Here is a 20,942-nt window from a genome sequence, read left to right on the forward strand (position 1 = left end):
CGCGTATTAATATTCATGCATTGGATCCAGTCTATGTAGTGGGAAAGATTAGTTTTACTTCATTTATGGAACGAGTAAACGTATGGGATGTTGTTCGAAACACCATTACTGGGCAAAAAGGTCTCGGTGGTATTGAGACCCGAGGACTTTTACGAACAGGGTTACCTTTTCAATATTATGAAGAGTAAGCAAGGTATATATGTACCTTGCTTTTTTTAGGATAACTTGGTAAAAGGTGTACCTTAAACAAGGATTTGTAAGTGTTTGGATAAAAAAAGATAGGAACGTACAGACTATATAATGATACTTTTACAATATAGTAATTCTTCTATCTATTCGAACGCATTAGGTTTTGCGAAGATATTGTCCGTTACGTATAGGCAATGACTGGGATAGATATATCATGTATTTATGTATTCACTCTAAATTACAGCGAGGTGTAGCAAAGTATATGTCAAAACGTTTAGATGAAATAAAAAGTGAATTAGATCATCATCTTGGGAAGCGCCTTATGTTAAAGGCGAATAGTGGAAGAAGAAAAACAGTGGAGCAATCAGGGGTACTAGCAGAAACGTATCGTTCTGTTTTTGTGGTACAGTTAGATCAACAAGAGGATACGCTGCAACGTGTGTCCTATAGCTATGCAGATGTTTTAACGGAAACGGTGGAATTAACATTTTATGATGACCCTCAGAACGAGGTTATTTTAGGATAACGCCCCAGTGTATTACATATATTCCCATAAATAAATAAGTCCGTTTTTTTGTAAACTAATTGTACCGTAGCAAAATAAGGAGGGACCCTGCATTGAGTAGACGAAGAGGAGTCATGTCAAATCAGTTTAAAGAAGAGCTTGCAAAAGAGCTTGGATTTTATGATGTTGTTCAGAAAGAAGGATGGGGCGGAATTCGTGCGAAAGATGCTGGTAATATGGTGAAACGGGCCATTGAGATTGCAGAGCAACAATTAATGAAACAAAACCAGTAGTTGTAAGATAACTTCTATGCTACGGTAGCCGAGGAGAAATTCCTCGGCTTTTTGCACGCTAAAAGGCACTATCATTTTGCATAAGTAGTTTCATTCTGAATGCTTTTCGTTATAATTAGGGAAGTGTCATCGTCTTACTATAAATTTATGGTAAAATAAACGATAAAAGATTGAGTACATAGAGTGGGTGAATAGATTGAAGCTACTAGTGAAAGCACCAGCAAAGATTAATCTGTCGTTAGATGTACTAGGGAAAAGACAAGACGGCTATCATGAAGTAAAAATGATTATGACAACAATCGATTTAGCAGATCGTTTAGAGCTAACGGAGTTATCAGAAGACCGCATTGAAATTGTGTCCCATAATCGGTATGTCCCAGACGACCAGCGAAATTTAGCTTATCAAGCAGCGAAATTATTAAAAGAGAGATTCGGGGTGAAGAAAGGCGTATCTATTTCGATTGAAAAAACAATTCCAGTGGCAGCAGGATTAGCAGGTGGAAGCAGCGATGCAGCAGCTACATTACGAGGACTTAATAGGTTATGGAATTTAGGGTTAAAAATAGATGAACTAGCGGAACTTGGAGCAGAAATTGGATCTGATGTATCCTTTTGTGTATATGGTGGAACAGCAATTGCTAAAGGAAGAGGAGAAAAGATTGAACATATAAAGACGCCTCCTTCTTGTTGGGTTATTTTAGCTAAGCCTCACATTGGTGTATCTACTGCTGACGTATATGGGAATTTACAATTAAATCGTGTTACACATCCAGATGTAGAGCAGATGGTTGAATCCATTAATAGCGGCGACTATAAAGGAATTTGTAGTGCTGTGGGGAATGTACTAGAAGATGTAACGTTTAAGATGCACCCTGAAGTTGCACGCATTAAGGCACAGATGAAGCGTTTTGGTGCAGATGCAGTTTTAATGAGTGGTAGTGGACCAACTGTATTTGGATTGGTACATCATGATTCAAGAATGCATCGTATTTATAATGGCTTAAAAGGATTTTGTGAACAAGTATATGCAGTACGTTTATTAGGAGAGAGAGAAACTCTTGAATAAAGACGTATAATAAGTTATGATTTGGTTAGAATATTCGTGATTTGGGGTGAGAGTGTGAAAATTAGACGGAGTACAAGACTAGTCGATATGACTTACTATTTATTGCAAAATCCTCGTCAGTTAGTTTCTCTCACTTTTTTTGCTGAACGGTATCAGTCAGCTAAGTCCTCTATTAGTGAAGATTTAGTTATTATTAAGCAAACGTTTGAACAGCAAGGGGTCGGCACATTGCAAACGATACCAGGGGCAGCAGGAGGAGTGAAATATATACCATATATAAGTGAAGAAGAAGCAAATCTGATTATTAATGATCTATGTAGTTTATTTGAGAATCCAGATCGCATTCTTCCAGGTGGATACTTATATATGACGGATCTTTTAAGTAATCCGCGTTATATCAATGGAGCGGGTCGCCTATTTGCCTCTGTATTTGCAAAACAACCAATTGATGCGGTTATGACGGTAGCAACAAAAGGGATTCCGCTTGCATATGCGGTAGCAAATTATTTAGATGTACCTGTGGTAATTGCAAGAAAAGATAATAAGGTAACAGAAGGGCCTACAGTTAGTATTAACTATGTATCAGGTTCATCTAAGCGCATTCAAACAATGACTTTAGCAAAACGTAGTCTTCCGGAAGGTGCTAATGTTTTAATTGTTGATGATTTCATGAAGGCTGGTGGAACAATTCAAGGCATGATTAGTATGTTAGAAGAGTTTAATGCCAACGTTATTGGAATCGGTGTATTAGTAGAATCAACAGATATTGAAGAAAGACTTATTAATAACTTTGTTTCTTTAATCCGTTTATCAGAAGTAGATATTAAAGAGAAAACAATTCAAGTGGAAAAAGGGAATTACTCACTTGTACCATTTGAAGAAGGGCTTGTAGAAGCTGAATAAAAAGGTAAAGCATATGCTTTATCTTTTTTTGTAAATGAAAGTGCTAGTAGGCGGTAAGCCTTTTCTTATATAAATCCTTTCTGTTTTAGGTGGAAGCGGTCAGCACCTTTTCCTATCCCATGCCAAGTGAAAATAAAGAGAGAACAAATTCAGATGATTTTATGTTCTTATTGGCAGCAACTTGTATGTTGAAAAGTCAAAAGGGGTTTATGTAACTAAAGTTTTACCGCCTACTAGCAAGGTACATTCTATTTGTTTTAGAATAGGTGAACGAAGTTCGTAGGGGTAAATTATTTTTGAAATTAACAATAAAAGGGTGAGAAAATATGAAAGTAGTTCAAACAAATCAAGCACCACAAGCAATTGGTCCATATTCACAAGGAATTATCGTAAATAATATGTTTTATAGCTCAGGACAAATTCCATTAACAGCAGGTGGAGAACTTGTAACAGGTGATGTAAAAGTACAGACAGAACAAGTATTTCAAAATTTACAGGCTGTATTAGAGGAAGCGGGAGCGTCATTTGATACAGTTGTAAAAACCACTGTATTTTTAAAAGATATGGATGATTTTAATGATGTAAACGAAGTGTATGGAACATATTTTTCCACACATAAACCAGCTCGTTCTTGTGTACAAGTTGCAAAATTACCGAAAGATGTTTCCGTGGAGATTGAAGTAATCGCCCTTATAAAATAAGTATTTGTAAGCGATAACGTTAATAAATTCTTATATTCCACTAAGTTAAAAATTTTTATCTTAAAAATTTTTAAAAAATTAGAGGAAAAATAGAAAATTTGTGGAATTTATACAAACATATCGCTTATTTAGAAAAGGGTGGTGAACACAAGATGGAAGTGACTGACGTAAGATTACGCCGCGTAAACACAGAAGGCCGTATGAGAGCGATTGCCTCTATTACTCTAGACCATGAATTTGTTGTTCATGATATTCGTGTAATTGATGGCAATAATGGATTATTTGTAGCAATGCCAAGTAAACGTACTCCAGATGGAGAGTTCCGTGATATTGCACATCCGATTAATTCTAATACACGCTCTAAAATTCAAGATGCGGTTTTAACTGAGTATCACCGTTTAGGCGAGTTAGAAGAAGTTGAGTTTGAAGAAGCTGGAGCTTCGTAAAATTCGAATAAAAAGAGCTCGAATAAAAAGAGCTCTATAATTTTGTAACAAACTCCTGTAAACACTTACAGGAGTTTGTTTTTTTAGTTGTAAATCCATTTCGATCTTCTAGCACCTAATTTCCGGCTGTGAAAATAAAAGAAGACCTCCACTCGTTTACTCCGTTTGTTTTCATATGGCATGAGATCCAAAAAGACCCCAACCGCTACTATGCAAGGGCGGATGCTCTTTCCCACTCAAAAAAGAAAGGTTTTATATTTATTTTGAATAAAACCTTCAGCTAATTAAAGCTTCAATGTATTCCCCACGTCATATGTAAAATCCTAATTTCTTTAAAATCATTCGAAATAGTATATCTTATTTCCTAAAAAAAGATACTAAAGAGTAAAACATCTTATAAGAAGTATGGTAAAATTTAATAGTTATGCTGTGTTTCTTGAAATATATAGTGATTTAGGATAATATCTTTAATGGATAAATAGGTTGCGATGGAGGGTCTATATGTCAAACAGATTTGCAGTGATTCTAGCTGCAGGTAAAGGCACGCGTATGAAGTCCAAGCTATACAAAGTGCTTCATCCTGTATGCGGAAAACCAATGGTACAGCATGTAGTCGATCAAGTATCTCAATTAGGATTGCAGAAACTTGTAACGGTAGTTGGACATGGTGCTGAAAAAGTGCAAGAACAACTAGGGGACGTAAGTGAATTTGCATTACAAGCAGAACAACTTGGTACAGCGCATGCTGTTGATCAAGCTGCTGATGTACTTGCAAATGAAGAAGGAACAACTTTAGTTATTTGTGGTGATACACCACTTATAACAGCTGAAACAATGGAAGCATTGTTAAAGCATCATGAAGAAGCAGGGGCTAAGGCGACAGTGCTAACGGCATACATAGAAGAACCTGCTGGATATGGCCGTATTGTGCGTAATGAACACGGTCATGTTGAAAAAATCGTTGAGCATAAAGATGCAAATGAAGTAGAGCTATCTATTAAAGAAATTAATACAGGTACGTATTGTTTTGATAATAAAGCACTATTTGCTTCACTTTCTAAAGTTTCAAATGATAACGTACAAGGTGAATACTACCTTCCGGATGTTATTGAAATTTTGAAAAATGAAGGTCATATTGTATCAGCTTATCAAACGGAGCATTTTGATGAAACGTTAGGTGTTAACGACAGAGTCGCTCTATCGCAAGCGGAAATTATTATGAAGAATCGTATCAACCATAAGAACATGGTGAATGGTGTTACAATTATTGATCCAAGTAACACATACATTTCTGCGGATGCAATTATTGGTAGTGATACAGTTCTTCATCCAGGAACGATTATTGAGGGTAAAACTGTAATTGGTTCTGATTGTGAAATTGGTCCACATACAGTAATACGTGATAGTGAAATTGGAGACCAGACAACAATTCGTCAATCTACTGTACATGATAGTAAGATTGGTACGGAAGTTTCAGTCGGACCATTTGCACATATTCGCCCAGATTCAGTTATTGGTGACGAAGTACGCGTTGGAAACTTCGTGGAAATTAAAAAGACTGTTTTTGGTAATAGAAGTAAAGCTTCACACTTAAGTTATATCGGGGATGCACAAGTTGGAGAAGACGTGAATCTTGGTTGTGGTTCAATTACGGTGAACTACGATGGCAAGAATAAATTCAAAACGGTTATTGGAGATGGCGTATTTATTGGTTGTAATTCAAACCTTGTTGCTCCTGTAACAGTTGAAGATGGTGCTTATGTTGCGGCAGGATCTACAATTACAGAGACTGTTCCATCAAAAGCATTATCAATTGCGCGTGCACGTCAAGTTAACAAAGAAGACTATGTTGATCAATTGCTGAATAAGAAAAAATCATAATGTGGAGGGTTAATCTAGATGTCGACTCAATATCTAAATTCTAATTTGAAAGTATTCTCTTTAAACTCTAATAAGGAACTTGCTGAGCAAATTGCAAAGCATATTGGAGTAGGGTTAGGGAAATGTTCTGTTGACCGTTTTAGTGATGGAGAAGTTCAAATTAACATTGAAGAAAGTATTCGTGGTTGCGATGTATTCATTATTCAATCTACAAGCTTCCCAGTAAACGAACATATCATGGAATTACTTATTATGATCGATGCCCTAAAGCGTGCATCTGCAAAAACAATTAATATTGTTATTCCTTATTATGGTTATGCGCGTCAAGACCGTAAAGCGCGTTCTCGTGAACCAATTACATCGAAACTTGTAGCAAACTTGCTTGAAACAGCAGGTGCAACTCGTGTAATCACTCTAGATTTACATGCTCCACAAATTCAAGGGTTCTTTGATATTCCAATCGACCACTTAATGGGTGTACCGATTCTTTCTGATTACTTTGAGACAAAAGGTCTTAAAGATATCGTAATCGTATCTCCTGACCACGGTGGTGTAACACGTGCAAGAAAAATGGCAGATCGTCTAAAAGCGCCAATCGCTATTATTGACAAGCGTCGTCCTCGTCCGAACGTAGCGGAGGTTATGAACATTATTGGTAATATCGAAGGTAAGACAGCAATTTTAATTGATGACATCATTGATACAGCTGGTACAATTACATTGGCAGCAAACGCTCTTGTTGAGAACGGTGCTTCTGAAGTATATGCTTGCTGTACACACCCAGTTTTATCTGGACCAGCAATTGAGCGTATCCAAAACTCAAATATTAAAGAGTTAGTTGTAACAAACTCTATTGTATTACCAGAAGAGAAGAAAATTGATAAAGTACACGAGCTTTCTGTTGCTCCATTAATTGGAGAAGCAATCATTCGTGTTTATGAAGAAGAATCTGTAAGTGTATTATTCAATTAATTGGATAGAATGAGACGTAACCAAAATTGGTTACGTCTTTTCGTATCGTAAAAAGAAAGTAGTGGTACAAGAATGAAATTAATAGTAGGACTTGGGAACCCAGGTAGAGAATATGAATTAACAAGGCATAATATTGGGTTTATGGGAATTGATGAGCTTGCGAAACGATGGAACATTTCCTTAAACGAACAAAAGTTTAAAGGGATGTATGGTTCAGGTTTTGTTAATGGTGAGAAGGTAATTTTATTAAAGCCACTTACGTATATGAATCTGTCTGGAGAAAGCATCCGTCCGCTTATGGAGTACTATAAGATTGATGTAGAAGATTTTGTTGTCATGTATGACGATTTAGATATTCCAGTAGGTAAATTGCGCCTTCGTATGAAAGGTAGTGCAGGCGGTCATAATGGTGTGAAATCGACAATTGCTCATTTAGGTACGCAAGAATTTCAACGTATTCGTATGGGAATTGATCGTCCGAAAAATGGTATGAAGGTAGTGGATTATGTATTAGGGCGTTTCACAGCAGAAGAGCTGCCAGAGGTAAATCAATCCATTGAAAAAGCTGCGGATGCATGTGAAGAGTGGTTAAAGAAACCATTTCTTCAAATTATGAATACTTTTAACAGTTAATGTTCTAATTTGGAATATTTTATGATGTTTTTATCCATACTAGTAGTAATTGTACGTTTAGGAGGATAGTATGGAAGGACATTATTACTGTAGACATTGTGGAGGTAACGTGGGTTCCATCACCGCAGAAAAGGTATACAGCAAAGTTTTATTTCAACTAACAGAGCAAGAACGATTGGATATGATTCATTTTCATGAAAATGGAAATATATATATAAAAACAATCTGTGAGTCGTGCCAAGAAACGCTCTCATCTTATCCAGAGTATTATGAGTATGAAAAATTTCTGCAATAAAATGTTGTCGCTTTGGCATGTCCAAAGCATTTTTCTGTTTTCTTTTTCCAAAATATTTGCATAAAAATATATTAACTTGCTCTTTTATGTTGAGAGGAGTTTTGAAAATGATAGGGTTATTAGAGCAATTTTATAAAAACAAAGAAATACAATCCGTTATTAATGGACTAGAAGAAGGATTGAGGGAACAGCTTGTATCAGGTATGGCAACTTCTTCTCGTTCTTTATTAATGGCTGCTTTATATAAAAAAACAAAGCAGTCACAGCTTGTTGTTACACACAATTTATTTCAAGCACAAAAAGTATATGAGGATTTGGTTTCATTACTTGGTGAACAGGATGTATGGTTATATCCAGTTAATGAATTAATTGCGTCGGAAATAGGGGTTGCAAGTCCAGAACTAAAAGCACAGCGTATTGAGGTTTTAAATCGTTTAGCAATGGGTGAGCAAGGCATCATTGTTGTCCCGGTTGCTGGTTTACGTAGATTTTTACCAATAAAAGAACTATGGAAGCAAAAGCAGATTGAAATTAATCTAGGGCAAGAGATTGATTTAGATGCATTGCTTCATACGTTGCATCATATTGGATATGAACGTAAATCAATGGTAGAAGCACCTGGGGAATTCAGTTTACGTGGGGGAATATTAGATATTTACCCGTTAACTGAAGAATTACCGTTTCGTATAGAATTCTTTGATACAGAGGTAGATTCTATTCGCTCATTTGATGTAGAAGAACAGCGCTCTCAAGATAAAAGGGGAAGCGTGAAATTTGGTCCTGCGACGGAATTTTTATTTTCAAAAGATGAACTAAAATTAGGAGTGGAGCGTCTTGAAGAAGGTTTAATGAAGACGATGCAGAAGCTCTCTGATGATAAAATCAAGACAGCGGTGCTTGAAACGGTTAGTCATGAGATAGAAATATTGAAAAACGGACAGACCATAGAGCAAATGTTTAAATATTTATCTATTTTTTACAAAGAACATGCTAGTCTAATAGACTATTTACCTGAGAATGGTGTTGTTATTTTAGATGAAATTTCGCGTATCCAAGAAACGGCATCACATCTTGAGACAGAAGAAGCAGAATGGTATACATCGCTTCTAAGTGAAGGAGCAATTATTCAAGATCTGGTGTTCTCACACCAATTTGAAGAGTTTCTACATCATAAAAAAAGAAGCTTTGTATATTTAACATTATTTTTACGCCATATTGCACATACGCACCCGCAAAATATTGTGAATGTAACGTGTAAAACAATGCAGGACTTTCATGGACAAATGCAGTTGTTAAAAACAGAAATTGATAGATGGACTGAAGGGAATTTCACGGCAGTTGTATTAGGGACAGACGAAGAGCGCGCAAAAAAATTACAGTATATTTTAAGTGATTATGATATTGAAGCAGATATTATAGAATCTACAGATATATTACTGCCTGGTCGCCTTCAAATTGCTGTAGGTGATTTGCATGCAGGATTTGAAATGCCGATGCAAAAACTTGTTGTGATTACAGAAAAAGAGCTGTTCCATAAGAAAGTAAAAAAATCACAACGCAAGCAAAAACTTTCAAATGCAGAGCGTATTAAAAGTTATTCAGAGTTAAAAGTTGGAGACTACGTTGTTCACGTCAATCATGGTATCGGTAAATTTTTAGGAATTGAAACGCTAGAAATTAATGGTGTCCATAAAGATTATTTGAACATTAAATATCAAGGTAACGATAAGTTATATGTGCCAATTGAACAAATTGATCAAGTACAAAAATATGTAGGATCCGAAGGTAAGGATCCGAAAGTTTATAAACTTGGTGGGAATGATTGGAAAAAAGTTAAAACGAAGGTAGAAAAATCTGTACAAGATATTGCAGATGACTTAATTAAATTGTATGCAGAGCGTGAGGCTTCAAAGGGATATGCATACACGCCGGATACTGCGGAGCAACAGGAATTTGAATCATCTTTCCCATATCAGGAGACAGAAGATCAGTTGCGTTCTATTGAAGAAATTAAGAAAGATATGGAACGTGGTCGTCCGATGGATCGACTTCTATGTGGTGATGTTGGATATGGAAAAACGGAAGTTGCCATTCGTGCAGCGTTCAAAGCAATTATGGATGAAAAGCAAGTTGCAATTTTAGTACCGACAACGATACTTGCACAACAGCACTATGAAACGATTAGAGAGCGTTTTCAAGACTATCCAATTAATATTGGATTGTTAAGTAGATTCCGTACTAGAAAACAACAAAATGAAACAATTAAAGGTTTGAAAGATGGAACAGTTGATATTGTTATTGGAACACATCGTATTTTATCTAAAGATGTAACCTATAAAGATTTAGGTTTGCTAATTATTGATGAAGAACAACGATTTGGTGTTACGCATAAAGAAAAGATTAAACAATTGAAAGCGAATGTTGATGTATTAACATTAACAGCAACGCCAATTCCACGTACGCTTCATATGTCTATGCTCGGTGTAAGGGATCTATCTGTTATTGAGACACCACCAGAAAATCGTTTCCCAGTACAAACGTATGTGGTTGAGTATAACCCGGGGTTAATTCGAGAAGCGATAGAACGGGAACTGGCAAGGGGCGGCCAAATTTATTTCTTATATAACCGTGTTGAAGATATTGAAAGAAAAGCAGATGAAATCTCTATGTTAGTTCCAGAGGCACGTGTGACGTATGCACATGGGAAAATGAATGAGAGTGAATTAGAGTCTGTCATGCTATCGTTTTTAGATGGGCAGCATGATGTTCTTGTAAGTACAACGATTATTGAAACAGGTGTTGATATCCCTAATGTCAACACATTAATTGTATTTGATGCCGATCGTATGGGATTATCACAGCTTTATCAGCTTCGTGGGCGCGTTGGTCGTTCAAACCGTGTTGCTTATGCATACTTTGCGTATAAGCGTGATAAAGTGTTATCAGAGGTCGCTGAGAAGCGTTTACAAGCAATTAAAGAATTCACAGAACTTGGGTCAGGATTTAAAATTGCAATGCGAGATTTATCCATTCGTGGCGCTGGTAACTTGTTAGGAGCTGAGCAACATGGATTTATTGATTCCGTCGGATTCGATCTATACTCTCAAATGTTAAAAGATGCGATTGAACAGCGTAAAGGAACACAAGGAATTGAAAATACGATTGATGTTGAAATTGATTTAGAAGTGGATGCATACTTGCCAGACGCTTATATTTCAGATAGTAAACAAAAAATTATGATGTACAAACAATTTAGAGGTGTCTCTACGATTGAAGATATTGAAGAATTACAAGAAGAAATGATTGATCGTTTCGGAGACTATCCGCAAGAAGTTGGATATTTATTACAAATTGCAAATATTAAAGTATTAGCAACGAAAGAACAGATTGAGCTAATTAAACAAACAAAATTTGAAGTAACGTTTTTATTCTCAGAACAAGCAAGCCAAAATATTGATGGTGGAAAATTATTTATGCTTGGTAATAGTTTTGGTCGTATGATTGGGCTTGGTATGGAAGGTTCTCGTTTGAAAGTTGTTATGAAAACGAATGGATTAGAGACATCAAAATGGTTAACAATCGCTGAAAATTTATTAAAAGGTTTGTCTGACGTGAAAAAAGAAGTAATAAATGCCTAAAACAAAATAAAAAATGCAATTCGACGTGCATAGAAGAACTAATGTGTAAAATACTATGTCTAACAGTTGGTGATTTTTACATGAACAGGTAAATTCACCACTTTCATCATCAGTAGAAAGTGAGGCAGCATTAGAATGAAAGCAACTGGAATCGTACGTCGAATTGATGATTTAGGTAGGGTAGTAATTCCGAAAGAAATTCGTAGGACCCTTCGTATCCGAGAAGGGGATCCGCTAGAAATTTTTGTTGATCGCGATGGAGAAGTTATTTTGAAAAAATATTCTCCGATTAGTGAATTAGGTGATTTTGCAAAAGAGTATGCAGATGCTTTATACGATAGTTTAGGACATAACGTACTCGTATGTGATCGCGATTCTATTATCGCTGTAGCAGGAGTATCTAAAAAAGAATACTTAAATAAAAGTGTTGGCGATTTAGTGGAAAAAACGATGGAAGATCGGAAATCTGTTGTTATGACAGATGAAAGTGAAATATCGATTATCGATGGTGTAACTGAAAAGGTTAGTTCTTATACAGTTGGACCAATCGTTGCAAATGGAGATCCAATTGGAGCTGTTATCATCTTTTCAAAAGAAGAAATTATAAGTGAAGTAGAGCATAAGGCAGTAAATACTGCTGCAAGTTTTTTAGCGAAACAAATGGAACAGTAATTTTTCTTAATTATAATATTTTTTTATGAAAAGGAATTTTTTTCGGAAAGTAGGATTGTATTTCATTAAAAGGTAGCATCTTGCTACCTTTTTTAATTGTATAAATCTAAAAAGAAGCCTGTTTTTTTCTTTGTGATATAATACGAGGGATGAGAATAGGAAAAGGAGTTTTCTCGTATGGAAGCGAAGAAGTATCAAGCTTTTTGGCGCGGGGCTATTATATTAACGATTGCAAGTTTTGTTACGAAAGTATTAAGCGCTTTTTACCGTATTCCATATCAAAATATAGCGGGGGATATTGGTTTTTATATTTATCAACAAATTTACCCGTTTTATGGATTTTGTTTAATTTTAGCTACTTATGGTTTCCCTATTATCATTTCTAAGATGGTAGCGGAGCGTTTGGAACAAGGAAAGCAGGAAGAAGCAGAGGAGATTATTTGTGTTTCTTTTTGGTTTTTATTAGGAATCGGTTGTATAGGTTTCTTTACATTGTTTTTTGGTGCTCACACGATTGCATCACTCATGGGCGATGCAAATTTAGATAAACTGCTAAGAGTTATTTCATTTTCGTTCTTGTTAATGCCCTTTTCATCTGTTGCACGAGGGTATTTTCAAGGGTTTAACAATATGATGCCGACAGCTGTATCACAAGTTATTGAACAAACGATTCGTGTGTCCATTATTGTGTTTCTATCGTTGTTCCTCATCGCACATGAATTTGATTTATATACAGTTGGAGCAGGAGCGATGTTGGGATCGATTGTAGGTGGGATTATCGGTATAATCGTACTTTTGTTTTATATGCGATATAATTTTCGTTCTATTTTCTTGCAAGGATGGAAGAGGATACAAGATAAGAAAGAAATAATTCGAATCCTTTTTTGGCAAGGACTAGCTATTTGTGTTAGTAATTTAGTTTTAATTTTTATGCAAATGGCAGATTCCGTTTCGTTTTATACATTGCTTATTCAAGCAGGAGAGCCGGCAGAAATTGCAAAAGTATTAAAAGGTGTTTATGACAGAAGTATCCCGCTTATGCAGCTTGGTACAGTTGTGACGACTTCATTTTCCCTTTCGCTTATTCCAATTATTACAGCAGCAAAAGAAAGAGGAGACCGTCTGTTTATTCAACAAAAGGTGCAGTTAGCGATGAAGATAACTTTTGTGATTGGAGTTGCGGCTGCATTAGGATTAGCGTGTATTATTAAGCCGGCAAATATTATGTTGTTTGAAAATAGTGAGGGATCAGCTGTATTAGCTATTTTAGCTGTTTCTATTTTATTTAGCTCCTTATCCATTACAACAGCTTCCATTTTGCAAGGGCTTGGTCAAACTGTAAAACCAGCATTGTTTGTTGTATTTGGAGGGTGTCTGAAATTATTGTTCAATTATATGTTAATGCCGCAATTTGGTGTAACTGGTGCGGCGATTGCGACGGTAGTTTCTCTCATGGTTATTGCTTTGTTAAATAGTGCTTTACTTATTCGAATTGTAGAAGAACCACTCATTCATAAACAAGGTATATTTGGTGTAACGATAAGCGGATTAGGAATGGTCGTTATGTTAATGTTATTTATGCGTATTTATGAAGGGTTTGGACTAGCGAGTGATGAAGGTTATAGAGGATTAGCTGCAATTGAAGCGCTATTAGGCGTAGCAATTGGCGGGTTGGTATATCTATTTTTAATTATGAAATTAAGTGTTTTTACAAAAAAAGAATTAGGGACTGTTATGAAGCAAGAAAAAGTGCAAGTTTCATTGAAGAAGAGCGGATAGAGGTGACTGGTTGTGAGTGGAATAATTACGATTTTAGGATTAGGTGCTGGTGAATTAGATCAGCTGACAATAGGTGTGTACCGAAAGATAAAAGAAGCAGATCATATGTATGTGCGTACGAAAGAACACCCCGTTATTGAAGAGTTAGAAAAAGACGGGGTAAAGTATACAGCTTTTGATGATGTATATGAGGCGCACGACACATTTGAGATTGTATACGAAACAATTGCAAATACGTTAATAGAACAAGCGCAAGGTAAGGATATTATATATGCTGTACCAGGACATCCACTTGTTGCAGAACGAACTGTTCAACTACTCTTACAGAAAGGAAAAGAAAAGCAAGTTGAGGTGAAAATTGAAGGTGGACAAAGCTTTTTGGATCCGATGTTTGCTAGTTTAAAAATAGATCCAATTGAAGGGTTTCAGCTTATTGATGCAACTTCATTTGAACGTGGACAATTAGAATTACGCCAACACTTAATTTTTTGTCAAGTATATGATGCGTTCGTTGCATCTGAGGTTAAGCTGACATTAATGGAGATGTTACCTGATGAGTATGAAGTATACATTGTAACAGCTGCGGGAACATCGTTTGAGCAAGTGAAGAAAGTACCGCTCTATATGTTAGATCATGAAACAGAGTTGAATAACTTAACGAGCGTGTACATACCTCCTGTTGTCGAGCGTGCTTCTTTATATCAAAAATTTGATGTGCTAAGGGAAATCATTGCTGAGCTTCGTGGGCCAAATGGTTGTCCATGGGATAAAAAACAAACGCATCAATCTTTAAAGAAATATTTAATCGAAGAAGCATATGAAGTGTTAGAAGCAATTGATGAAGAAGATGATGATCACTTGATTGAAGAGCTTGGTGATGTGCTCTTGCAAGTTATGCTTCACGCTCAAATTGGAGAAGATGAGGGTTGGTTCTCCATTGATGACATTATCCGAACGCTAGTTGAAAAAATGGTGCGTCGTCATCCACATGTATTTGGAGGTATAGATGTGGAGAACGCGGAAGAGGTTGTTTCAAACTGGGAAGAAATTAAAAAACAAGAAAAAGGACATGTAAAGGAATCTGTTTTAACAGGAATTCCAAAAAGTTTACCACAATTATTGCGTGCGTATGAAATTCAGAAAAAAGCAGGAACAGTTGGCTTTGATTGGGATGATGTACAGCCAATGATGGAGAAAGTTTTTGAAGAATTGAAAGAGTTTGAGCAAGAAGTTGCAAAGATGGATAAGGAAAAAATGTTAGGTGAATTTGGAGATTTACTATTCGCCTTCGTTAATGTCGCTCGCTACCACAAATTGAACCCAGAAGAGGCCCTTCATAAAACAAATGAAAAATTTATGAGTCGTTTTATATTCATGGAAGCGAAAGTAGCTGAAATGAATAAGGAAATGCAGGAGTTAACGTTAGAGCAAATGGACGCTTTATGGGAAGAAGCAAAACGGATAGAGAATCAATAAGGGGGAAATGAGATGCGCTTAGATAAATTTTTGAAAGTATCACGTTTAATTAAAAGAAGAACGCTGGCAAAAGAAGTAGCTGATCAAGGAAGAATTACGATTAATGGGCAAGCTGCAAAGGCAAGTTCCGACGTGAAGGTAGATGACGAACTAACAATTCGTTTTGGACAAAAAGTAGTAACTGTAAAAGTGAACGAATTAAAAGAAACAACAAAAAAAGAAGATGCAGCTAACATGTATACAGTAGTACGTGAAGAGAAAGTGAAAGCAGAAGAAGGCTTGTTCTAAATTATTTCCTTCCCTCATACATTATTTACTAGATCGTATAAAGCTATGGGGGGATTGACGTGAATAATAGTTACTCAACTATGTCTTCTAACCAACAGAATGTTTCTGTAGAACATGATATTGTTATGCGTGGTAGACGTGTAATAGATATTACTGGTGTAAAACAAGTAGAGAGTTTTGATAGTGAAGAATTTTTGTTAGAAACTGTAATGGGTTTTTTGACAATTCGCGGTCAAAACTTACAGATGAAAAATTTAGATGTAGAAAAAGGTATAGTATCCATTAAAGGGAAAATTAATGAGATTTTGTACATTGATGAGAATCAAGGGGAGAAAGCTAAAGGGTTCTTTAGTAAGTTATTTAAATGAGTTTAACAATTCAACTGTATACAATGCTTTCCATGATCGGAATGGGTGCTTGGGTTGGAGCAGCATTAGATACGTACCAACGCTTCTTGCAGCGACCCAAGCGCAATCGTTGGATTGTATTTATATATGATATACTGTTTTGGATTGTCCAAGCACTGTTTGTCTTTTACGTATTGCTCATTGTAAATGAAGCTGAATTACGTATATATGTTTTTGTAGCTTTGCTTTGCGGTTTTGCTGCATATCAAAGCTTATTGAAAGCAGTGTACATGCGAGTATTGAATTTTCTCATTTATGTTTTTGTGCAAACGGTACAATTTTTTATTAAAATTGTACAGCTACTTATGATAAAACCTGTTATTATTATAGCGCAGCTTATTATTGCTTTTATATTATTTTTATTTCGTATACTATCTTCAATTGGGAACGTGTTGTGGAAGTGTTCCGGATGGATATTACTTTTTGTATGGAAAGTTTTTTTCTGGCCTGTTCGATTTCTTACTTTGCTCATATGGAAACTTCTCCCTAACCGTGTTAAACTTTTTATAAAGAGATATGTGGGATTACTGCAACATACAAAGAAATTGAAGAATTATATCGTTCACATCTGGGAGCGTATAAAAAAGAAGTTAGGGGGACCTCGGAAATGAGGGAACTGAGGCAAAGATTGATTGAAGAGCAGAGTCCAAATTCTGCCAAAAAACATATAATACAAAAGAATGAAAACAGAAGGCGATTATATCGCCGTTTAGCCGTTTTTTTTGTTTTTGCTTTTACAATTATTGCGAGTATTAGTGTGACGTTTTATCAGCAAAATAGTTCCATTAAAGCAAAAGCAGCAAAGGTGGAAGAGATGCAGCAAGAATTAAATTCATTAACAAAGAAAGAAAAAAAACTAAAAGATGATGTTCAAAAGTTGAATGACGAAGAGTATGTTTTAAAGATTGCTAGGAGAGATTATTTCTTCTCTGGAAAAGGGGAGATAATTTTTCCTGTTTCTAAGTAGGTCGTGTCTTATTGACACTATATTTTAGGATTATATATAATAAAGTAAAATTTGACTTTTTAATCACTAAGGAGGAGCATTTTTTTTATGTCAATCGAGGTAGGCAGCAAGTTACAAGGTAAAGTAACAGGTATTACAAATTTTGGGGCTTTTGTGGAGCTGCCAGAAGGCTTAACGGGTCTTGTTCATATTAGTGAAGTTGCTGATAATTATGTGAAGGATATTAATGATCACTTAAAAGTAGGCGATCAAGTAGAAGTAAAAGTTATTAATGTTGAAAAAGATGGGAAAATTGGTCTATCTATTAAAAAAGCGAAAGAACGTGTAAGAACAGAAGGAGATCGTCCACGTGGCGAATATCAACGTGGTGGGGATCAACAACGTTCTGGACGTCCACAACGCAATCGTTCTTTTAACAGAGATAACCGTGGTGGCCGTGATAATGGTGGCAATCAAAAAGAAACGTTTGAGCAAAAAATGGCACGCTTTTTAAAAGATAGTGAAGATCGTCTAACTTCTTTAAAGCGTAATACAGAATCTAAACGTGGTGGCCGTGGCGCTCGTCGCGGATAATAACGTTTTATTCTTAACATATAGAGAGGTGCCCGGAGTAATTTGCTCGGGGTGCTTTTTTATGTAAATAAGCTTATTTAAAAAAGAATAAAAAAACTTTTTAAAACGTGTTGACTTTACAGTGTATTTGATATAAGATACTAATTGTCCGTTAAATAAGACGACATGGCGGTGTAGCTCAGCTGGCTAGAGCGTACGGTTCATACCCGTGAGGTCGGGGGTTCGATCCCCTCCGCCGCTATATTTATTTTAACGGCCCGTTGGTCAAGTGGTTAAGACACCGCCCTTTCACGGCGGTAACACGGGTTCGAATCCCGTACGGGTCATCTAAAAAGATCATGCATAGCGCATGATCTTTTTTTGTTAAGAAATTGTAAATGGGTACAAAGCTTCTACAAAAACACCCTTTATTTTTAGAATTTTCTAATATTTTGAAGGGCCTATGTTTAACAACTTGTATATATATAGGTTTATTTTGAATAAAAAGTCGAACGATTATGTAGGTTTGAACTGTTGTTTTGACAAAAATCCCAATAATCATCTTTTATAATGACAGTAATTAAACTATGCAGGTGGTGTTAAAAATATGCCAAAAGCAGGAAGGAATACTGTGAACACAAGTACACTGGCTATGAATGATGGACAACTCAGGTCAATAACATGGACAAGCAAGTTGAAAGTGAAGTTAGAGCAAGTTTTCTTTAGATGGGGATTTGTTATTGCTGTAATCGGTTTTCTTTTAGGACGAGCATATATATTAACGAACATTTTACCGTTTGCACTACCGTTTTTTGCTGCTGTTTATGTAATGAAGCGTGATAAGATGGCACTCGCATTTCTGGCTCTTATGGGTGGTGCACTTTCCGTTTCGCTAGATAATTTACTTTTTGCCTTTGCATCTATTTTTACTTTCTTTATTTATAATATCTTCTTTAGTCGTTTTACACGTAAAATTGTTGGACTTGTACCATTCCAAGTATTTATCTCCGCACTAACCGCACATCTCGCTGTTGTTTACTTCGCACAGCAAACCGTCACTATGTATGACTTACTCGTAAGTACTATTGAAGCAGGACTTAGTTTTGTTTTAACGATGATTTTCTTGCAAAGTGTACCATTATTAACAGAAAGAAAGGGAAAACAACAAGCATTAGAAACGGAAGAAATTGTTTGTTTAATTATATTACTCGCATCTGTATTAACAGGTACAACAGATTGGTTTGTTTACGACGCTTCAGTTCAACATATTTTCACGAGATATTTAGTATTATTATTTGCTTTTGTTGCAGGAGCAGCTACTGGTTCAACAGTAGGAGTTGTTACAGGATTGATATTGAGTTTAGCGAACGTAGGTAGTTTATCTCAACTTAGTCTGCTAGCTTTTTCCGGGTTACTTGGTGGATTATTAAAAGAAGGGAAGCGTCTTGGTGTAAGTTTAGGGTTGTTAATTGGTACAAGTTTAATTACATTATACGTCGATAAGCAAGTAAATATTATAACAACTTTAATAGAATCTGGAGTGGCGATAGGATTCTTTATATTAACACCGAAGGGAATTATTGATCGGCTTGCTAAATTTATGCCAGGAACACAAGAGCATTCTCAGGATCAACAACAATATTTACGTAGAATGCGTGATGTGACAGCGAATAAAATTAATCAATTTGCAAATGTATTTTCTGCATTATCTAATAGTTTTTCGGTATATGGATATGTAGAGGAAGAAGATGAGGAAACAGAAGCTGATTTATTCCTAAGTACAATTACAGCAAAGACGTGTCAATCATGTTTTAAAAAGGATCAATGTTGGGTAGTGAATTTTGATAAAACATATGATTATATGAAACAAATTATGAATGAAACAGAAGAAGGAACCCTTCAGCATAACCGTAAATTAGTTCGTGAATGGGAAAAGCACTGTGTAAGAGGAAAAAAGGTAACAGATTTAATGGAAGGAGAATTAGGACATTTCTATGAGGGGCAAAAGTTACGAAAACAAATGAAAGATAATCGTAGAATTGTTGCGGAACAATTATTAGGTGTTTCAAAAGTAATGGAAGATTTTGCGAAAGAAATTCAGCGTGAACGGGAAAATCATCAAGTGCAGGAAGAGCAAATTCTACAAGCGTTTCGTGACTTTGGTGTTGAGGTAGAACATGTTGATATCTACTGTTTAGATAGAGGGAATATTGATATTGAAATGATGATTCCAGCGGCATCTAATCAACATGGTGAATGTGAAAAATTAGTTGCACCAATGCTTTCGGATATTTTAAAAGAAAATATTATTGTGAAACATGAAGAACCTTCTGCTTATCCGAATGGTCATAGCATGATATCTTTTGGGTCAGCGAAAACATTTTTTCTTGATACAGGGCTTGCTACAGCGGCAAAAGGAGGCGGATTTGTATCGGGAGATTCGTATGCGATGATGGATTTAAGTGTTGGGAAATATGCTCTTGCCATTAGTGACGGAATGGGTAACGGACAAAGGGCACATATGGAAAGTAAGGAAACGGTAAAATTGTTACAAAAAATATTGCAATCTGGTATCGATGAAGAAATTGCTATTAAGTCTATTAATTCAATTCTTTCATTGAGAACGACAGAAGAAATGTTTACGACGCTTGATTTAGCTATGGTAGATTTACGTGATGCAAGTGCTAAATTTTTAAAAATTGGTTCAACCCCAAGTTTTGTAAAACGTGGAAATGACGTTATTAAAATAGAAGCAAGCAATTTGCCGATGGGAATCATTGAGGATGTTGAGGTAGATGTTGTTGGTGAACAATTAAAAACAGAAGATATTTTGGTTATGATGAGCGATGGGATTTTTGAGGGAGCGCAGCACGTGGAAAACCATGAATTGTGGATGAAACGTAAGATTAAAGAACTGCAAACAGACGATCCGCAAGAAATTGCTGATATCATTATGGAAGAGGTTATTCGTTCTAGTGATGGATATATCAATGACGATATGACGATTGTTGTTGCAAAGGTAAAGAAGAATATGCCAAAGTGGGCTACGATTCCAATCATGGGTAAACAAGCGCAATAGAGGAGCGGAAAGTTTCTCGGTTTGGTTATGAGGTCTAGGGTGATACCTAGGCCTTTTTCTTGTAGAAGAAATTAGTTTCATTCTTCTTATGAAGATAGGGGAGGGATGTAAGATAAAAATGTGAATTTTGCACATCTTTTTTTTGCACAAAGTTTGTAAAAGTTGTACCATTATAAGCAAGGTAAAGTATGTTATTGTTT

General features: G+C 35.9%; 21 protein-coding genes and 2 tRNA genes. All 23 read left to right on the forward strand.

The features are described from left to right. Positions 1 to 188: sporulation peptidase YabG (locus KFD70_RS24110; RefSeq protein ID WP_431613438.1), on the forward strand; the 188-nt coding region annotated here is incomplete at its 5' end. Positions 189 to 451: 263 nt separating this feature from the next. After that, positions 452 to 715 carry a biofilm formation stimulator Veg gene (veg, locus tag KFD70_RS24115; protein WP_018767332.1) on the forward strand — a complete coding sequence of 88 codons (264 nt, stop codon included), beginning with the start codon at positions 452 to 454 and terminating at the stop codon, positions 713 to 715. A gap of 92 nt (positions 716 to 807) precedes the next feature. Then, positions 808 to 987 carry an acid-soluble spore protein SspF gene (gene sspF / locus KFD70_RS24120; protein WP_001985066.1) on the forward strand — a complete coding sequence of 60 codons (180 nt, stop codon included), beginning with the start codon at positions 808 to 810 and terminating at the stop codon, positions 985 to 987. Between the two features lie 196 nt (positions 988 to 1,183). Beyond that, positions 1,184 to 2,053, forward strand: a complete 870-nt coding sequence (gene ispE / locus KFD70_RS24125) for a 4-(cytidine 5'-diphospho)-2-C-methyl-D-erythritol kinase (protein WP_336454067.1) — start codon at positions 1,184 to 1,186, stop codon at positions 2,051 to 2,053. A 54-nt stretch (positions 2,054 to 2,107) separates the two neighbouring features. After that, positions 2,108 to 2,956 carry a pur operon repressor gene (purR, locus tag KFD70_RS24130; protein ID WP_336454066.1) on the forward strand — a complete coding sequence of 283 codons (849 nt, stop codon included), beginning with the start codon at positions 2,108 to 2,110 and terminating at the stop codon, positions 2,954 to 2,956. A gap of 326 nt (positions 2,957 to 3,282) precedes the next feature. Then, on the forward strand, positions 3,283 to 3,657 hold the full coding sequence (locus KFD70_RS24135) for a RidA family protein (RefSeq protein WP_336454065.1): 375 nt from the start codon (positions 3,283 to 3,285) through the stop codon (positions 3,655 to 3,657). Positions 3,658 to 3,809: 152 nt separating this feature from the next. Further along, positions 3,810 to 4,103 (forward strand): septation regulator SpoVG, encoded by a 294-nt coding sequence (spoVG, locus tag KFD70_RS24140; protein WP_000454042.1) that lies wholly within the window; start codon positions 3,810 to 3,812, stop codon positions 4,101 to 4,103. 501 nt (positions 4,104 to 4,604) lie between these two features. After that, positions 4,605 to 5,984 (forward strand): bifunctional UDP-N-acetylglucosamine diphosphorylase/glucosamine-1-phosphate N-acetyltransferase GlmU, encoded by a 1,380-nt coding sequence (gene glmU, locus KFD70_RS24145; protein WP_431613439.1) that lies wholly within the window; start codon positions 4,605 to 4,607, stop codon positions 5,982 to 5,984. Positions 5,985 to 6,002: 18 nt separating this feature from the next. Continuing rightward, positions 6,003 to 6,956, forward strand: a complete 954-nt coding sequence (locus tag KFD70_RS24150) for a ribose-phosphate diphosphokinase (protein WP_017154389.1) — start codon at positions 6,003 to 6,005, stop codon at positions 6,954 to 6,956. Positions 6,957 to 7,028: 72 nt separating this feature from the next. After that, complete coding sequence (pth, locus tag KFD70_RS24155; RefSeq protein ID WP_336454063.1) at positions 7,029 to 7,589, forward strand: aminoacyl-tRNA hydrolase; 561 nt, start codon at positions 7,029 to 7,031, stop codon at positions 7,587 to 7,589. Positions 7,590 to 7,659: 70 nt separating this feature from the next. Then, entirely contained in the window at positions 7,660 to 7,884 is a 225-nt protein-coding gene (locus KFD70_RS24160) for an anti-sigma-F factor Fin family protein (RefSeq protein WP_241818412.1), read from the forward strand. 107 nt (positions 7,885 to 7,991) lie between these two features. Then, on the forward strand, positions 7,992 to 11,522 hold the full coding sequence (gene mfd, locus KFD70_RS24165) for a transcription-repair coupling factor (protein WP_336454062.1): 3,531 nt from the start codon (positions 7,992 to 7,994) through the stop codon (positions 11,520 to 11,522). Positions 11,523 to 11,657: 135 nt separating this feature from the next. Further along, complete coding sequence (gene spoVT, locus KFD70_RS24170) at positions 11,658 to 12,194, forward strand: stage V sporulation protein T (protein ID WP_174102909.1); 537 nt, start codon at positions 11,658 to 11,660, stop codon at positions 12,192 to 12,194. A 177-nt stretch (positions 12,195 to 12,371) separates the two neighbouring features. After that, the gene (locus tag KFD70_RS24175) at positions 12,372 to 13,973 is read left to right on the forward strand and encodes a putative polysaccharide biosynthesis protein (protein ID WP_336454061.1); all 1,602 of its coding nucleotides are present in this window, start codon (positions 12,372 to 12,374) and stop codon (positions 13,971 to 13,973) included. Between the two features lie 12 nt (positions 13,974 to 13,985). Beyond that, positions 13,986 to 15,449, forward strand: a complete 1,464-nt coding sequence (gene yabN / locus KFD70_RS24180; protein ID WP_336454060.1) for a bifunctional methyltransferase/pyrophosphohydrolase YabN — start codon at positions 13,986 to 13,988, stop codon at positions 15,447 to 15,449. Between the two features lie 12 nt (positions 15,450 to 15,461). After that, complete coding sequence (locus KFD70_RS24185) at positions 15,462 to 15,737, forward strand: RNA-binding S4 domain-containing protein (RefSeq protein ID WP_017154396.1); 276 nt, start codon at positions 15,462 to 15,464, stop codon at positions 15,735 to 15,737. Positions 15,738 to 15,796: 59 nt separating this feature from the next. Continuing rightward, positions 15,797 to 16,105 (forward strand): sporulation protein YabP, encoded by a 309-nt coding sequence (gene yabP / locus KFD70_RS24190; protein ID WP_336454059.1) that lies wholly within the window; start codon positions 15,797 to 15,799, stop codon positions 16,103 to 16,105. Continuing rightward, positions 16,102 to 16,755 carry a spore cortex biosynthesis protein YabQ gene (gene yabQ, locus KFD70_RS24195; protein WP_336454058.1) on the forward strand — a complete coding sequence of 218 codons (654 nt, stop codon included), beginning with the start codon at positions 16,102 to 16,104 and terminating at the stop codon, positions 16,753 to 16,755. The genes yabP and yabQ overlap by 4 nt, the downstream gene beginning before the upstream one ends. Then, positions 16,752 to 17,111 carry a cell division protein DivIC gene (gene divIC / locus KFD70_RS24200; RefSeq protein ID WP_336454057.1) on the forward strand — a complete coding sequence of 120 codons (360 nt, stop codon included), beginning with the start codon at positions 16,752 to 16,754 and terminating at the stop codon, positions 17,109 to 17,111. Before yabQ ends, divIC begins: the two co-directional genes overlap by 4 nt. A gap of 87 nt (positions 17,112 to 17,198) precedes the next feature. After that, the gene (locus tag KFD70_RS24205; protein ID WP_017154400.1) at positions 17,199 to 17,684 is read left to right on the forward strand and encodes a S1 domain-containing RNA-binding protein; all 486 of its coding nucleotides are present in this window, start codon (positions 17,199 to 17,201) and stop codon (positions 17,682 to 17,684) included. A gap of 167 nt (positions 17,685 to 17,851) precedes the next feature. Further along, a tRNA-Met gene (locus KFD70_RS24210) sits at positions 17,852 to 17,925 on the forward strand. 13 nt (positions 17,926 to 17,938) lie between these two features. Then, positions 17,939 to 18,010 (forward strand) — tRNA-Glu (locus KFD70_RS24215). Positions 18,011 to 18,270: 260 nt separating this feature from the next. Next, the gene (gene spoIIE / locus KFD70_RS24220) at positions 18,271 to 20,742 is read left to right on the forward strand and encodes a stage II sporulation protein E (RefSeq protein WP_336454056.1); all 2,472 of its coding nucleotides are present in this window, start codon (positions 18,271 to 18,273) and stop codon (positions 20,740 to 20,742) included. The last annotated feature ends 200 nt before the right edge of the window (positions 20,743 to 20,942 follow it).

This window comes from Bacillus pfraonensis, from assembly GCF_050768835.1.
Lineage (GTDB): Bacteria > Bacillota > Bacilli > Bacillales > Bacillaceae_G > Bacillus_A > Bacillus_A pfraonensis.